This window comes from Mesorhizobium sp. WSM1343 (assembly GCF_055901535.1).
Genome location: NZ_CM148370.1, coordinates 604890 through 619492, shown reverse-complemented (window position 1 = coordinate 619492; position 14603 = coordinate 604890). Strand labels below are relative to the sequence as shown.

At 63.7% G+C, this 14603-nt stretch carries 16 protein-coding genes; 11 read left to right on the top strand and 5 right to left on the bottom strand.

Going from position 1 to position 14603, the window contains the following annotated elements:
* Window positions 1–11: 11 nt before the first annotated feature.
* Both pncB and gcvA read right to left on the bottom strand, forming a co-directional pair.
* Entirely contained in the window at window positions 12–1316 is a 1305-nt protein-coding gene (gene pncB, locus AC0NIL_RS02905) for a nicotinate phosphoribosyltransferase (RefSeq protein ID WP_027161087.1), read from the bottom strand.
* Window positions 1317–1452: 136 nt separating this feature from the next.
* Window positions 1453–2427, bottom strand: coding sequence for a transcriptional regulator GcvA (gene gcvA / locus AC0NIL_RS02900; protein ID WP_275953264.1), 975 nt, complete (start codon window positions 2425–2427; stop codon window positions 1453–1455).
* A gap of 206 nt (window positions 2428–2633) precedes the next feature.
* Between gcvA and speB the strand changes: the two genes are divergently transcribed.
* The 4 genes from speB to AC0NIL_RS02880 all read left to right on the top strand — a co-directional run bounded on the left by speB (window position 2634) and on the right by AC0NIL_RS02880 (window position 5891).
* The gene (gene speB, locus AC0NIL_RS02895; RefSeq protein WP_127370311.1) at window positions 2634–3695 is read left to right on the top strand and encodes an agmatinase; all 1062 of its coding nucleotides are present in this window, start codon (window positions 2634–2636) and stop codon (window positions 3693–3695) included.
* 82 nt (window positions 3696–3777) lie between these two features.
* Complete coding sequence (locus AC0NIL_RS02890) at window positions 3778–4584, top strand: transporter substrate-binding domain-containing protein (RefSeq protein WP_013528437.1); 807 nt, start codon at window positions 3778–3780, stop codon at window positions 4582–4584.
* Between the two features lie 6 nt (window positions 4585–4590).
* Window positions 4591–5247, top strand: coding sequence for an amino acid ABC transporter permease (locus AC0NIL_RS02885; RefSeq protein ID WP_024502057.1), 657 nt, complete (start codon window positions 4591–4593; stop codon window positions 5245–5247).
* Window positions 5244–5891: an amino acid ABC transporter permease gene (locus AC0NIL_RS02880; protein WP_024502056.1), complete on the top strand. Its 648-nt coding sequence runs from the start codon at window positions 5244–5246 to the stop codon at window positions 5889–5891. Before AC0NIL_RS02885 ends, AC0NIL_RS02880 begins: the two co-directional genes overlap by 4 nt.
* A gap of 22 nt (window positions 5892–5913) precedes the next feature.
* Here AC0NIL_RS02880 and AC0NIL_RS02875 read toward each other — a convergent pair whose 3' ends face one another.
* From AC0NIL_RS02875 to AC0NIL_RS02865, 3 genes are all read right to left on the bottom strand, one after another.
* Complete coding sequence (locus AC0NIL_RS02875) at window positions 5914–6729, bottom strand: oxidoreductase (protein ID WP_063170427.1); 816 nt, start codon at window positions 6727–6729, stop codon at window positions 5914–5916.
* Window positions 6730–6823: 94 nt separating this feature from the next.
* A complete protein-coding gene (gene fabF / locus AC0NIL_RS02870) occupies window positions 6824–8089 on the bottom strand; it encodes a beta-ketoacyl-ACP synthase II (protein ID WP_084015525.1) in 1266 nt (421 codons plus the stop codon).
* A 44-nt stretch (window positions 8090–8133) separates the two neighbouring features.
* Window positions 8134–8712 carry a TetR/AcrR family transcriptional regulator gene (locus AC0NIL_RS02865; RefSeq protein WP_473572814.1) on the bottom strand — a complete coding sequence of 193 codons (579 nt, stop codon included), beginning with the start codon at window positions 8710–8712 and terminating at the stop codon, window positions 8134–8136.
* 80 nt (window positions 8713–8792) lie between these two features.
* Between AC0NIL_RS02865 and AC0NIL_RS02860 the strand changes: the two genes are divergently transcribed.
* From AC0NIL_RS02860 to AC0NIL_RS02830, 7 genes are all read left to right on the top strand, one after another.
* Window positions 8793–9152 (top strand): hypothetical protein, encoded by a 360-nt coding sequence (locus tag AC0NIL_RS02860; RefSeq protein ID WP_013528431.1) that lies wholly within the window; start codon window positions 8793–8795, stop codon window positions 9150–9152.
* An 86-nt stretch (window positions 9153–9238) separates the two neighbouring features.
* A complete protein-coding gene (locus tag AC0NIL_RS02855) occupies window positions 9239–9697 on the top strand; it encodes a nuclear transport factor 2 family protein (protein WP_275953263.1) in 459 nt (152 codons plus the stop codon).
* A gap of 286 nt (window positions 9698–9983) precedes the next feature.
* Window positions 9984–10763, top strand: a complete 780-nt coding sequence (locus AC0NIL_RS02850; protein ID WP_024502054.1) for an ABC transporter ATP-binding protein — start codon at window positions 9984–9986, stop codon at window positions 10761–10763.
* Window positions 10750–11481 (top strand): ABC transporter ATP-binding protein, encoded by a 732-nt coding sequence (locus AC0NIL_RS02845; RefSeq protein WP_275953262.1) that lies wholly within the window; start codon window positions 10750–10752, stop codon window positions 11479–11481. Before AC0NIL_RS02850 ends, AC0NIL_RS02845 begins: the two co-directional genes overlap by 14 nt.
* Window positions 11478–12380: a branched-chain amino acid ABC transporter permease gene (locus AC0NIL_RS02840; protein ID WP_013528427.1), complete on the top strand. Its 903-nt coding sequence runs from the start codon at window positions 11478–11480 to the stop codon at window positions 12378–12380. Before AC0NIL_RS02845 ends, AC0NIL_RS02840 begins: the two co-directional genes overlap by 4 nt.
* Entirely contained in the window at window positions 12377–13426 is a 1050-nt protein-coding gene (locus AC0NIL_RS02835) for a branched-chain amino acid ABC transporter permease (protein WP_275953261.1), read from the top strand. The genes AC0NIL_RS02840 and AC0NIL_RS02835 overlap by 4 nt, the downstream gene beginning before the upstream one ends.
* Window positions 13423–14601, top strand: coding sequence for an ABC transporter substrate-binding protein (locus AC0NIL_RS02830; RefSeq protein WP_275953260.1), 1179 nt, complete (start codon window positions 13423–13425; stop codon window positions 14599–14601). Before AC0NIL_RS02835 ends, AC0NIL_RS02830 begins: the two co-directional genes overlap by 4 nt.
* The last annotated feature ends 2 nt before the right edge of the window (window positions 14602–14603 follow it).

The window sequence follows — 14603 nt, the reverse complement described above, 5'->3', positions numbered from 1 at the left end:
CCCACCACCCCTCACACCTTGACCAATTGCTCCACGCGGTCCTTCTCGCCAAAAATCCTGAGATACCGCTCGATCTCTTTCACATCGCCGGTCGCCTTGGCCGGATTGTCCGACAGCTTGACCGCTGGCCTGCCATTGGCCTCGGTGACCTTGCAAACCAGCGATATGGCGTCGAGGCTGTTGGTTTCCGTCGGCGCGCAGCCTTCGAAATCATTGGTCAGATTGGTGCCCCAGCCGAAGGACATACGCACCTTGCCCTTGAAGTGGCGATAGGTCTCCTCGATGGTCTCGACCTCGAGCCCGTCGGAGAAGATCAGCAGTTTCTGCTTGGGGTCCTTGCCCTTGTCGCGCCACCAGGACAGGATTTTTTCGCCGCCTTCGATCGGCGGCGCGCTGTCGGGGCGAAAGCCCGTCCAGTCGGCCACCCAGTCCGGCGCATCGCGCAGGAATGAGGCTGTGCCGAAGGCGTCGGGCAGCACGATCAAGAGATTGCCGCCATAGTAGCGCTGCCAGTCCTGCAGCACCTTGTAGGGCGACTGTCTCAGCTCTTTTTCCGAGTCGGCAAGCGCGGCAAACACCATGGGCAGCTCATGTGCGTTGGTGCCGAGCGCTTCGAGGTCGTTGTCCATGGCCAAAAGCACGTTGGAGGTGCCGGTGAACGCCTCGCCGATGCCTTCCTTCAACGCCTCGACACACCAGCGCTGCCATAGGAAGGAATGGCGCCGGCGCGTGCCGAAGTCCGAGATGCGGATGCCGGGCAGCGCCTTCAGCCGCTCGGTCTTGGCCCACATCTTGGATTTGGCGCGGGCATAGAGCACGTCGAGCGCGAAAGGCCCGAACGCCCGCATCGCCGCGCGAGATCGGAGTTCATTGATGATGGCGAGCGCCGGGATTTCCCACAGCGTGGTGTACATCCACGCCCCGCTGAAGGTCAGCTCATACTGGCCGTCGCGCTTTGACAGTTCGTATTCGGGCAGCCGGAAGCCTTCCAGCCAGGCGAGGAACTCCGGCTCGAAGATCTGCTTGCGGCCGTAGAAATTGTTACCGCCGAGCCAGATCATCTCCTTCTTGGAGAAGCGCAGCGTGCGGGCATGGTCGAGTTGTTCGCGCAATTCGCCCTCGTCGATCTCGTCGGCAAGCCGCACCGACGTCGTGCGGTTGATCAGCGAGAAGGTTGCGTCGACCTTGGGATACATGCCCCAGATCATCTGCAGCATCAAAAGCTTGTAGAAATCCGTGTCGAGCAGGCTGCGCACGATCGGGTCGAGCTTCCAGGTGTGGTTGTAGACGCGCCGCGCAATATCGGTCTTAGCCATGTTTCAACACCGCCTTCGCTGCCTGCCATCCACAATCGCGACAGGCCTCATAGCATCGAATCGGCCGCAACGCTGCCCGCTTTCAGGCTGGCCCGACAAAAAGAGCTGCCTGCATGCGGCGGCGCGCAGCCTGGCATCAGCTTGCGGATTTGCCGCCCATCACCCTGAGCGCCGGACGCTTGCGGCGGCTGACGATGCGGCCGGCCACAGGGGCGTCGGCGCGCCCGTCGTCCCCCGCTTTCTCGGCAAACAGCCAGTCGACGAACACCTGCACGATCGGCGTCGTCCGCATCTCGTTGCGGCAGACGACATAAAAATCGTCGACCGCCGGCACCGACAGGCTGAACGGCGCGACCAGCATGCCCCTGGCCAGCAGCGCGCTTGCCGTCACCGAGTCGCCCAGCGCCACGCCATGGCCGTGCACCGCTGCCTCGGTCGCCATACGCGCATCGCCGAGGTGATGGCGGCGGCCCCGCTCCAGGTCCAGCGCATCGGCGGCAGCCAGCCAGGTGTGCCACTCGCGGCCGTCATCGCCATGCAGGAAGACATGATCGGCGAGATCCCTGACGCTGCGGATCGGCCGGTTGTTGATCAAGGTCGGGCTGACCACGGGAAACAGTTCGAGGCCCGACCATTTGCGCATCCAGCAATCGGTCCAGCTGCCGTCGCCATAATGCACGCAGACATCGATATTGGGCGCCCGCAAATCCTTGGGATCGTTGGACGGAATAAGCGTCAGCCTTATGTCGGGATATTGCGCCATGAAACTGCCGAGCCGCGGTGTCATCCACAGCAACAGTAGCGCCGGCACGCAGGAGACCGAAAGTGTGCCGCTGCTCGCCGGCCTTGTCATGCGCTGGGTGGCGGCGGCGATGCCGTCGAACGCGGTCGACACCGCCGGCAGAAGCTCCGCGCCATGCGGTGTCAGCTTGACCCGCTGGCCGACCCGCTCGAACAGCTTGACACTGAGCGACTGCTCGAGCGCCTTGATCTGGTGGCTGACGGCGCCATGCGTGACGTTCAGCTCAGTGGCCGCCTTGGTCAGTGAACCATGGCGAGCCGTTGCCTCGAAGGCGCGCAGCGGATTGAGCGGTGGCAGGCGCTTGGTCATGGTACCACTTTGTTGTGAGATTTTCTCACAGAATACACCCTAACAATATCAATTGATTTTTCAATGCCACTGCCAGACACTCGAGTTCAGAACAGCATCAAGACATGAAATCTGCAGGCAGCCAGCGGGACAGCGGCCCGGCCGGATGATGGTCGGTTCGCAGGCGTCACCCGCGCCGGCACTGCATCAGCCCAGGAGGAGCGGACATGGGATACGATCGCGGCAAGCTCGATGCGTTGCGTCGCAAATATGGTGAAAGCCATGGCGGCGAGATGTTCGACCCGAAATTCCGCAAGGTCGCCGACAAGATCTTCTCCAAGAGCGGCACGCGGCTGGCGCCCTATTCAGGCATCCCGACCTTTCTTGCCGCGCCCTACCGCGAAATATCGGCCGACAATCCGGATTTCGGCGATTTGCAGGTGGCGATGATCGGCGTGCCGATGGATCTCGGCGTCACCAACCGCCCGGGCTCGCGCTTCGGGCCAAGGGCGTTGCGCGCCATCGAGCGCATCGGGCCCTACAATCACGTGCTGGAATGCGCGCCGACGCATGAGCTCAGGGTCGCCGACATTGGTGACACGCCGTTCCGCAGCCGCTACCGGCTTGAGACCAGCCATGAGGATATCGAGCGCCGCACCAACCAGATCGTCGATGCCGGGGTGATTCCGCTGTCGATCGGCGGCGACCATTCGATCAGCCATCCGGTCCTGAAGGCCGTCGGCAAGAAAGCTCCGGTCGGGTTGATCCATATCGACGCCCACTGCGACACCAGCGGCCTGTTCGACATGACCAAGTTCCACCATGGCGGCCCGTTCCGCAACGCTGTGCTTGACGGCGTGCTCGACCCGACGCGCACGATCCAGATCGGCATCCGCGGCTCGGCCGAATATCTGTGGGAGTTCACCTACGAGTCCGGCATGACCGTGGTGCATGCCGAGGAGGTGACCGGCCTCGGCATTCCGGCGATCATCGAGAAGGCGCGCAAGATCGTCGGCGACGGCCCGACCTATGTCTCCTTCGACATCGACAGCGTCGATCCGGCCTTCGCGCCGGGCACCGGCACGCCGGAGGTCGGCGGGCTGACGACGCGCGAAGTGCTTGAACTCCTGCGCGGCCTCAAAGGTCTCAACATCGTCGGCGGCGACGTCGTCGAGGTGGCGCCGCAATACGACGCCACCACCAACACGGCGCACGCTGCGGCGCAGGTGCTGTTCGAGATACTGAGCCTGATGGTGTTCAGCCCGGCGATAACAGGCAAGGGCGCCTGACGTCTAGAAAAGCAAAGGCAGCCGCCGCGCTGGAGCCGGCGGCCGACCCGAACAAACAAAGCTTCCAGACAGGGGAATGACAATGACAATCCGTAAGACATTTGCCTCCATCGCCGCCGTGCTGATGCTCGGCACGGCCGGTTTCGGCCTCGCAGTTCAGGCCGCTAGCGCCGATGCGCTGGCGGACATCACCAAGGCCGGCACCATCAATGTCGGCGTCTTCGCCGACTTTCCGCCCTTCTCCTCGGCCAGCGCCGACATGAGCCTCAAGGGCTATGACATGGATGTCGCGCAATACATCGCCGATACGCTCAAGGTGAAGCTCAATCCCATCGCCGTCACCGGCCAGAACCGCATCCCGTATCTGAACGATCATCGCGTCGACCTGCTGATGAGCGTCGGCTATTCGAAGGAACGCGAGCAGGTCATCGACTTCGCCGCTGCCTACGCGCCCTACTACATCGCCGTGATCGGTCCGGCAGCGCTTGCCGTCAAAGGCAAGGAAGACCTCGCCGACAAGTCGATCGCCGTCAATCGCGGCACGCTGGAAGACACCTCGCTCACCGAGGCAGCACCGGCATCGGCCGACATAAAGCGCTTCGACAACTACAATTCGGTGATCCAGGCCTTCATCTCCGGCCAGACGCAGCTGATGGTCGTCGGCAACGACGTCGGCGCGCAGGTGCTGGCCAAGCAGGACGCACTGAAGCCGGAGCAGAAGTTCCAGCTTCTGACCTCGCCTTCGCATATCGGCCTCAACAAGAACGAAGACGGCCTGAAGAAGGCCGTCAACGATGCGGTCGCCAAGATGCTGGCCGACGGCAAGCTGGACGAAAGCTCGAAAGCCTGGCTGAAGACGCCGCTCAATCCCGACAATCTCAAGGATTGAGTTTCCGTGGCCTTTGGCTGGCTCCCGGGTGCCCTGGGCGACATCGCGCATGGCGCGGCCACGACGATCCTGCTGATCGCCGTGACCACGCTGGCCGGAACGCTGCTCAGCATCCTGGGTGCCGCGGGGCGGCGAAACGGCCCGGTGCTGCTCAAGCGGGCAATCGCCTGCTATGTCGAGGTGATGCGCAACACGCCGTTCCTGGTGCAGTTGTTCTTCATCTTCTTCGGGCTGCCCAGCCTGGGCGTCCGGCTCGACCCGCTCCTGGCCGCCATGCTGGCGATGACGCTCAACATGGCGGCCTACACCATCGAGATCGTCGGCGCCGGGCTTGACGCCGTGCCCGGCGGGCAGACGGAAGCAGCGCTGGCCCTTGGGCTGCGGCCACGCCAGGTGTTCGTCAAGATCGTGCTGCCGCAGGCGCTCAAGATCATCTACCCCGCGCTCACCAGCCAGATCGTCATCATGATGCTGGAGTCCGCCGTCGTGTCGCAGATCGCCGTGCGTGAGCTGACCTACGAGGCCGACATGCTGCAGGCACGCACCTTCCGCTCCTTCGAGACCTATTTCGTCGTGACGCTGGTCTATCTCGCTCTGTCGATGGCCTTGCGCCGGCTGCTGGTGTCAGGCGGGCGCCGCGCGCTCGGAGCCGGTGTGTCATGATCGAGTTCACCTTCTGGGACATCGTGCGCAACCTACTGCTCGCCGCCCGCTGGACGGTGCTGCTATCGCTGGCCGCCTTTATCGGCGGCGGTATCGTCGGCATGATCGTGCTGTTCTTCAGGATCGCTGAGAACAAATGGAGCCGGCGTGTCGCCTCCGGCTACATCGCCCTGTTCCAGGGGACGCCGCTCTTGATGCAGCTGTTCCTGATGTTCTTCGGCCTGCCGATGCTTGGTCTGCGCATCGAACCCTGGACGGCGGCGGCGCTCGGCCTCACCTTCTTCGCCAGCGCCTATCTCGCCGAAATCTGGCGCTCCGGCGTCGCGGCGCTACCCCTCGGTCAATGGGACGCCGGTGCCAGCCTCGGCCTGCACTATCTGCAGGAACTCAGGCTGATCATCCTGCCGCAGGCGTTTTCGATCACCCGCGCACCCACCGTCGGCTTCCTGGTGCAGCTGATCAAATCGACGGCGCTCACCTCGATCATCGGCTTCGAGGAGCTGGTGCGGACCTCCAACGCCATCAACAATGCGACCTTCGAACCGTTCAAGGTATACGGGCTGGTGGCGCTGATCTTCTTCGTCATGTGCTTTCCGCTGACGCAATACGCCCGCAGGCTCGAGAAACAGGCGGCTGCTCGCTGACGCGCCAAGGCAGCGCCCGATTTCAGACCGGCAACCCAAGCTGCTTGCGCAGGCTCTTGTCGAATTCGGATGCGGGGACGAAACGGCGCAGGAAACTGACCTGGCGCGCCATTTTTCCCGCCGCATAGCGTTTCTTCGGCGCGGGATCGGTCGCTGCTGCCAAAATGGTCTTGGCGACCACTTCGGGCGCATCGCCTTTTTCCATCGATTTCCGCACTGACATAGTCATCCCGGCGCGCGCGGAGTCGTAGATTTCGAGCGACCGGTCGGGGGCGGCAAGATTGTCCTCGAATGATGTGCGGGTATAGGCGGGCTCCACCAGCGAAACGCGAATGCCGAAGGGGCGCAATTCGTGATCGAGCGACTCGGAATACCCTTCGATGGCGTGTTTGGTCGACGAGTAAAGCGCGAAATAGGGAGCGGGGATGAACCCCTGTACCGAGCTCAAATTTACGATTCTGCCCTTCCCTTGGCGCCGCATTGCCGGCAGCACCGCGTTGGTCACGCGCAAGACGCCGAAGACGTTCACGTCGAACAGCGCCTTGGCCTGGGCGGTCGAGGACTCCTCCGCGCCGCCAAACAGCCCCATGCCGGCATTGTTGACAAGCACGTCGATGCGTCCGGCCGCGGCCAGAACGTCATCGACCATTGTCGCGACGGACGCGTCGTCGGTCACGTCGCAGGTCAGCATGGTCACGCCGGCGGATTGCTGTGAGGCCGTGCGACGGCTGGTTCCGAAGACGCGAAAGCCAGCGCCGAGCAAGGCGTCGGCGGTAGCGCGCCCGATGCCGGAAGATGCCCCTGTGACAAGGGCGACGCCGGGACTGGTCTTGTTCATGGAATCATATCCTTCTTTGCGTTGGATCGGATTGGGAAAAGCATTGAGATAGGCCGGGGCAAAGGGCGTCGGTCATGACTGCGTCTGGCCACCGCTAGTTCCAGCGTCTGAACAGGGCGCTGGCATTCACGCCGCCAAAGCCGAAGCCATTGGAGATCGCGTACTCCATCTCCATGGGCCGGGGTGCGTTGGCGACGAAGTCGATTCCGTCGCCGGCCGGATCGGCCTCGCCCAGGTTGAGGGTTGGCGGGGCGACCTGATCCCTGAGCGCCAGGATTGCGAAGATCGCACCAAGCCCGCCGGCCGCTCCGAGCAGGTGTCCGGTCGCCGATTTCGTGGCACTGACAGCTATCGCGAAATCGCGCCCGAACACGCTCTTGATCGCTTCGATCTCACCCAGGTCGCCGACTGACGTGGAGGTCGCATGCGCATTGAGATGACGAACGTCGCGTGGCGAAATCCCTGCCTGGGCAATCGCGATCTGCATGGCCCGGCGCGCGCCGTCGCCGTCCTCTGGCCCGGAGGTGACGTGATGGGCATCCGCCGTCGTGCCGTAGCCGACGAGCTCAGCAATCGGTTTTGCGCCGCGCGCCAACGCGTGGCTCAACGCCTCGATGACCAGCACGCCGGCCCCTTCGCCCATGACGAAGCCGTCGCGCGATGTGTCGAAAGGGCGCGAGGCTTGGGCCGGCGCCCAATTGAAGCCGGTTGAAAGAGAACGAGCCGCGGCGAAACCGCCGAGACTGACGGTATTGATGCACGCTTCCGTTCCGCCGCACACGGCGATGTCGGCTTCGTTGGCGCGGATCAGGCGGGCGGCGTCGCCGATCGCCTGGATGCCCGCCGCGCACGCCGTCACCGGTGCGCCGAGTGGACCTTTGAAGCCATGACGGATCGAGATGTGGCCCGCCGCGAGGTTCACCAGGAAGGACGGCACCGTAAAGGGAGACAGGCGGCGGGCGCCACGCAGGTCCACCGTGCGCACCGCCTCGGTGATGGCCGGGAACCCGCCGACACCTGAAGCGATGATCGTGGCCGTGCGCAGGCGATCCGCCTCCAAGGCAGGTTTCCATTGCGCCTGCGCAAGCGCCTCTTCCGCCGCCGCCAGCGCGAAGAGAATGAACCGGTCCACCTTGCGCTGATCCTTCGCGGACAGGACGGCATCGGCATCGAAACCGGCCTCGGGGTCTTCGCCCAGGGAGGGAACCACGCCGCCAATCTTAGCCGGCAGCTCTCCCACCACATCGTCAGGAAGCCTGCGAACGCCAGACCGGCCGGCAAGCAGGCGTGACCAGGACGCTTCGACATTGGCGGCAAGGGGCGTGACCGCACCCATGCCCGTGACGACAATCCGTTCCATCTGCTCTCCTATCCTTGCTGTGCTGGCGGCGCTGCTCGCGCCGTTCAAGTAGCGACTGCTTCGCGAACCTGATCGGCCGCCGCATCCAGAATAGCCTGCGCAAGGTCGGGGTCGTTGACGACCCGCGACAGCACGACCGCGCCGACCATCGTCGAGAGAACGGCCATTGCCTTGTTGCCGGTCTTTTCGCTGTCGCCCTCGCCAACCCAACCGCCGAGCATCTCGAGGTACGCCTTGATGCCGGCTTCGAATGATGCCTTCACCTCGGCACCTTGCCTGGCCGCATCCGAGCCCAGCGCAACGACCGGGCAGCCGTCCATCTTTTCTCCGCGATGATCCATGCTGAGGTAGAATGAGATCACCCCGTCGAGCGGGTTCCCGGGATTTGCCGCGGTCGCGGCCGACCATTTGTGGGTGGCGCTTTCCATCGCCCGCCTGGACGCCAGCGCCGCCAGATCGTCCTTCGACTCGAATTGCTTGTAAAAGGCGCCCTGGGTCAGCCCGGCCCCTTTCATCAGATCCTTGAGGCCGATGCCGTCGAACCCGCGCTCCCGAAAAAGCCGGCTTGCCACATTGATCACGGTCTCACGGTTTTCCGCGGCCTGAGTGCGACTTACACGCATCGTCATCTCCTTTTTTAGATTGCATTCGTAATCTATACCCGATATAGAGGGTGAACGCAATCTAAAAAAGGACAAATGAGATGATCCGCAAAACCTTGGGCGCCTCGCTGCTGGCGGCGCTGTTTCTTGCAACCCCGGCTCTTGCCGAGGAAGCCACCATCGGGCGCCCGATCGAAGGCGGTAGCCTGCACCAGGGACACCTGGACATGGTGGCCTACTACGTTCCGCGCGGCGACCTGCTTGAGGTCACCGCCACTTTCGCACCGAAGGCCGGGGGTGATCCGCTGCGGGTTGTCATGGGCCTCGCCAACAGTGACTCCGTGGCGTTTTCCATACCGGGCCACCCGGGCTCGCTCTACGCGTTCTCAAGGTCCGGTGAGGAGGTGACGGTCTCGACCGAGACGGACACATCCCTGCGAGCCGACGCGACAATGCCCTGACCTGACGCGCAGGCCGCGGCCGAGCGATGCTGGCCGGGGTCTCGCGTCGGAACGGCGCGCCACCGATAAGTTTGGAGAGAGGTCACATGCTTTACAGCTATTTTGTCGAGAAATCGATCCGGCAGAGCTTCGACGACGTCAACAACCATCGCTGGGATGTGTCGGTGAAGGCCATCGCGCCGCATGTCCATCACCGGGTTGGTGGCGCACACGCGCTTGGTGGCGAGCGTCACGACAAGCAAGCCCTGCGCCGGTGGTTCGAGCGCCTCGGCCGTGTTCTGCCCACTCTCCATCTCACGGTCAACCACGTGTGGGTGAAGGGCTGGCCCTGGCATACCACCGTGTTTGCCCAGTGGGATGGCACCGCTACCCTGCTCAATGGCGATACGTCCTACGTCAACCGTGGTCTCCACGTGTTCACGCTGCGGTGGGGCAGGGTTCATGCGCTCGAGGAATTCTACGATTCACAGGCGGCGGCGCGCGCTCTCGCCGCCCAGGCCGCAGCCGGCCTCGAAGAAGCTGTCGCCGAACAGATAACAAGCTAGCACAAGCGCGGTCCGAGGACGCCCAAGGTCTACGGGCCGGTGGCGCCGATCGTCTTCGTCTCGTGCCTTGCGCCCACGCACTATGCGCGCAGGCTCGAGAAGCGAGCGCTGGCGCGCTGGACTGCAGGCCCTGAATCGATGCCGGTGCTGTCGCGGCAACGGTCGAGCCGAGGCAGGCATACAGCTTTCCTCTTGGGAATAGGACTTGACATCTTGCCGTTCGAATTGTCCATTTGAAGCTTGACCGGGCCGAACGGGGCGGCGAGGGACAGGGGCAAACCGGCGGGTGGATAGACAGTCGAGTCGAGTGCTGTTGAGGACGGTTGGGCTGACAAAAGCCTTTCGAGGGCTAGTTGCCCTGCGGGATCATTCCATCGAACTCCACGAACGTGAAATCATTGGGGTAATCGGGCCGAATGGCTCGGGCAAGAGCACGCTTTTCAACCTGATCACCGGCTTCTCCCAGCCGAATTCCGGTAGCATCGAGATGGAGGGCCGGTCGATCGTCGGCCTGCGCACATCGCAGATCGTCGCGATGGGCATCGCCCGCACCTTCCAGGGCTCTCGCCTGTTCGGCAGCCTCAGCGTCGCGCAGAACGTGCTGACGGCGGCGCAGTTGCGCCATCCTGTCGGCGCCGCCGATACCGTGCTGCGCGGTCGGCGTTATCGCGAGCGGGTGGCCGCGACCCGGCAGAAGGCCGACGAACTCCTCGACCTCATGGGCCTGACAGATCAGGCCGGCAGGGTCGCCGCGGATCTTCCCTACGGCGATCAGCGGCGGCTGGAGATTGCGCGTGCGTTGGCGACCGGCCCGCAGCTGCTGCTGCTCGATGAGCCCGCAGCCGGGCTTGATTCCAACGAGACCAAGGTGTTGGCAGCGCTGATCCGGACGATCCGTGACCGCTATGGCGTAACGGTGGTCGTTGTCGAGCACGACATGGACCTGATCATGGCGCTGTGCGAACGCATCCAGGTGCTGGCGACTGGCGAGGTGATCTGCGTCGGAACACCGGAGCAGGTACGCGAACACCCGAAAGTGCGGGAGGCGTATCTTGGCCACGCCTAGCCCCGTTCTGCTCAGCGTCGAGAACCTCGAGGTCAATTTCGGCGCGGTGCGTGCGCTGAAGGGCATTTCGCTCGACGTCCATGCCGGCGAGGTGGTGGCGTTGGTGGGCGCCAACGGCGCCGGCAAGAGCACGACCTTGCGCACCATTTCCGGCCTGTCGCGGCCGCGCGGCGGCAGGATCATCTTCGATGGCAAGCCGATTGGAGGTATCGCTCCGTCGCGCATCGTAAGTCTGGGCATCGCGCAGAGCCCGGAGGGCAGGCGCCTGTTCGGCGGCCTGACGGTGGCTGACAATCTGCGGCTCGGCGCCTGCACCCGCACCGACAAGGAGGCCGTCGTCAGAGACAGCGAGCGCATGTTCATGCTGTTCCCGATTCTCAAGCAGCGGCTGAAGCAGCTGGCCGGCACGCTGTCGGGCGGCGAACAGCAGCAGCTTGCTTTGGCGCGCGCGCTGATGGCGGCGCCGCGCCTGCTGCTGCTCGACGAGCCTTCGCTCGGCGTTGCGCCGCTGCTGGTGCGCCACATCTTCAGCGCGCTTGCCGAACTGAAGCGCCAGGGCATGACGATGCTGCTGGTGGAACAGAACATCACGCTCGCGCTGGACCTCGCCGACCGCGCCTATGTGCTGCGCACGGGTCAGGTGGCGCTGTCGGGCCGGTCCGCGGAACTGCGCGACAGCGAACGCGTGGCGCAGGCATATCTCGGGGCGGCAACATGACCCAGCTGGACTATATCCTGCAGCAGATCGTCAATGCGGTGAGCCTCGGCAGCCTCTACGCACTGGTGGCGGTCGGTCTGTCGATCGTCTTCGGCGTCCTCAAGCTCACCAATTTCGCGCATGGCGACGTCATGATGGTAGGTGCCTTCGGGGTTGCCTTGCTGGTCGGCATCGGCGTTCCGTTCCCGGTCGCCGTGATCTGCGGCATCGCCGCGGCCGCCGTCGCCGGCTTCCTCATCGAACGCATCGCCTATCGCCCGATCCGCGACGCGCCCGACGTCGCGCGACTGCTGACCAGCCTCGCCGTCACCTACATCATCGAGAATGTCGGCATCCTGGTGTTCACCTCCTCGCCGCGCAATTTTCCACTCCCCGATATTCTCAACACCTCCTGGGAGATGTCGAACGGCGCCATCACCTTCACCAGCATCAATCTCCTGACCATCGCGCTGACCTTCGTGTCGCTGCTGCTCCTCGGCTGGTTTATCACGCGCACCACGACTGGGCTCGGCATGCGCGCCGCAGCCGAGGACATGTCGGCGGCACACCTTGTCGGTCTGAACGTCAACCGGCTGATCATCGTCGCCTTCATCGTCGCATCCGCCTATGCCGGCCTCGCCGGCATTTTGTGGGCGGCGCAGGCCGGCGTGGTGCAGCCGCAGATGGGCTTCACGCCGCTCCTGAAGGCTTTCGTGGCGGCAATCATCGGCGGCTTCGGGTCGATCGCGGGCGCCCTGGTCGGCGGCTACATATTGGGCGCGCTGGAGATATTCATCGTCGCATTCCTGCCGAGCAGCGTCTCGTCCTATCGCGACGCAATCGTCTTCGCCGTGCTGATCGCCTTTCTCCTGGTGCGCCCGGGCGGGCTGCTGCAGCCAAACCGGGAGATAAAGCTGTGAGCCGGGAAGCGCGGATCACACTCCTCGTCCTCGTCGCCCTGGTAGCGGGGGCAGCTGTCGCATTCGGTGCGCCGCACGTGCTGAGCGACTATTTCGTCCGGATTATCCTGCTGATCGCGCTGAATGCAATCCTGGTGCTGGCGCTGTCGCTGAGCAACGGTTTTACGGGCGTGTTTTCGCTCGGCCATGTCGGCTTCATCGGCGCCGGCGCGTATATTTCGGGGATCCTGTCGATCCCGGTGCAGCAGAAGATGGCATTGCTGCCGCATTTGCCGGCGTTTCTGCATGCTTTCAGTCTCCCCTTCCTGCCGGCGACGCTGGTGGCAGGCGTTCTGACGGCACTGCTTGCGGTGGTCGTCGGTTATCCCTTGATGCGCCTGTCGGGCTATTTCGTTTCGGTGGCGACGATGGGATTCTTGATTATCGTCAACGTGGTGCTGATCAATGCGTCGGATTTCACCCGAGGCGCCCGCACGTTTACCGGCGTGCCGCTGGAGACGACGTTGCCTTGGGTGATGGGTTGGCTCGCCATCACGGTGTTCGTTCTGGCACGCCTGGTTTATTCGCCTTTCGGGCGCGCCATGAAGGCGGTGCGCGACGACACGATCGCGGCCAGCGCTGTCGGAATCGGCGTGCTGCGGACCAGACTGATCGCCTTCGTCATCGGCGCGTTCTTCTCAGGCATCGGCGGGTCGCTCTATGCGCATTATCTCGGCTCGTTTTCGCCGAACACTTTCTACTTCGCGCTGACGATGAGTCTGATCACAATGCTGGTGCTGGGCGGCATGGGCTCCCTGACCGGCGCGGTGGTCGGCGTCATCTGCGTTTCGCTGTTGTCGGAGATCCTGCGCTCGGTCGAACGCGGCTTCACGATCGGCGATTTCGCGGTGCCGGCCCTGTTTGGCGCCAGCCAGATCGTGCTCGGCTTCATCTTCATTCTAGTCATGATCTTCCGGCCGAAGGGGATCATGGGGGACCGGGAACTTACGTTCGGATCAACCCAAAGATCGGCAACGGTGAACCAGACAGAGGAACGAAAACGATGATCAAACTCACTCGACGCGGTACCATCGGCCTGGGACTTGGCGCATTCTTCGCGCTTGCCTCGGCCAGCACGGCACTTGCTGCCGACACCATCAAGATCGGCTATCCGGCAAACCTGACCGGCATCCAGGCCTCGCTCGACGGTCCGATGCTGAATGGCGCCAAGCTGGCAGCGAGCGAAATCAACGCCGCCGGCGGCGTGCTCGGCCAGCAGATAGAACTGGTGATCTACGACTCCAAGAGCGATTCGACGACGATCTCGACCGTCGCCAGCCAGTTGATCGACAGCGACAAGGTCGTCGGCATCATCGGCTTCGCCGATTCCGACTCGGTGCTGGCCATCGGACCGCAGGTCCAGACGGCGCAGATACCGTTCATAACGCCAGGCGCGACCTCGCCGAAATTGCCGAGCCAGCTCGGCAACGAGATCTTCCTCGCCGCCTTCGGCGACAACGTTCAGGCTGCGGTTGGCGCGGAATTTGCGCTGAACAAGCTGAATGGCAAAACCGCCTACCTGCTGACCGACATCGGCACTGAATACACAACGCTGCTGTCGGACTACTTCGTCACCGCCTACGAGCATGGCGGGGGCAAGATTTTGGAGCGCGACACCTACAAGATCGGCGACAAGACCTTTACCGCGCAGATCGCCAAACTGAAGGCGCTGTCGCCGCAGCCAGACTTCGTCTATGCCTCGTCGAATGCCGAGGAAATCGGCCTGATCTTGAAGCAGATGCGCCAGGCCGGCATCAACCTGCCGGTGGTCGGCGGCGACGGCTACGACACGCCCTTGCTGATCCAGGTCGGCGGCGACGCGGCCAAGGACACCTACTTCACTACACACGCCTACATCGGTGAGGGCGCCACCCCGAAGGTGCAGGCCTTCATCGACGCCTACACCAAGTCGGTCGGCAATGCCCCGGAGAACGCGTTCGCTGCGCTCGGCTACGACTCGGTCAAGCTGATGGCCGACGCGATCAAGCGTGCCGGTGCGCCGGATCCGGCCAAGATCCGTGACGCGCTGGCCGCTACGTCCGGGCTCGACGGCGTGACCGGCACGGTCACCTACCGCCCGGGCATTTCGGTGCCGGACAAGTCGGTCTCGGTCATTGGTGTCAAGGACGGCAAGCTTGTCCTAGCAAGTGAAGCGGCACCGACCTTCGTCGCGGAGCCGTGATC

Coding starts and splice junctions, on each gene's coding strand:
- speB (WP_127370311.1), top strand. CDS start 2,634: ATGGGATACGATCGCGGCAAGCTCGATGCGTTGCGTCGCAAATATGGT.
- AC0NIL_RS02855 (WP_275953263.1), top strand. CDS start 9,239: ATGCTTTACAGCTATTTTGTCGAGAAATCGATCCGGCAGAGCTTCGAC.
- gcvA (WP_275953264.1), bottom strand. CDS start 2,427: ATGACCAAGCGCCTGCCACCGCTCAATCCGCTGCGCGCCTTCGAGGCA.
- pncB (WP_027161087.1), bottom strand. CDS start 1,316: ATGGCTAAGACCGATATTGCGCGGCGCGTCTACAACCACACCTGGAAG.
- AC0NIL_RS02875 (WP_063170427.1), bottom strand. CDS start 6,729: ATGAACAAGACCAGTCCCGGCGTCGCCCTTGTCACAGGGGCATCTTCC.
- AC0NIL_RS02865 (WP_473572814.1), bottom strand. CDS start 8,712: ATGCGTGTAAGTCGCACTCAGGCCGCGGAAAACCGTGAGACCGTGATC.
- AC0NIL_RS02890 (WP_013528437.1), top strand. CDS start 3,778: ATGACAATCCGTAAGACATTTGCCTCCATCGCCGCCGTGCTGATGCTC.
- fabF (WP_084015525.1), bottom strand. CDS start 8,089: ATGGAACGGATTGTCGTCACGGGCATGGGTGCGGTCACGCCCCTTGCC.
- AC0NIL_RS02860 (WP_013528431.1), top strand. CDS start 8,793: ATGATCCGCAAAACCTTGGGCGCCTCGCTGCTGGCGGCGCTGTTTCTT.
- AC0NIL_RS02880 (WP_024502056.1), top strand. CDS start 5,244: ATGATCGAGTTCACCTTCTGGGACATCGTGCGCAACCTACTGCTCGCC.
- AC0NIL_RS02830 (WP_275953260.1), top strand. CDS start 13,423: ATGATCAAACTCACTCGACGCGGTACCATCGGCCTGGGACTTGGCGCA.
- AC0NIL_RS02840 (WP_013528427.1), top strand. CDS start 11,478: ATGACCCAGCTGGACTATATCCTGCAGCAGATCGTCAATGCGGTGAGC.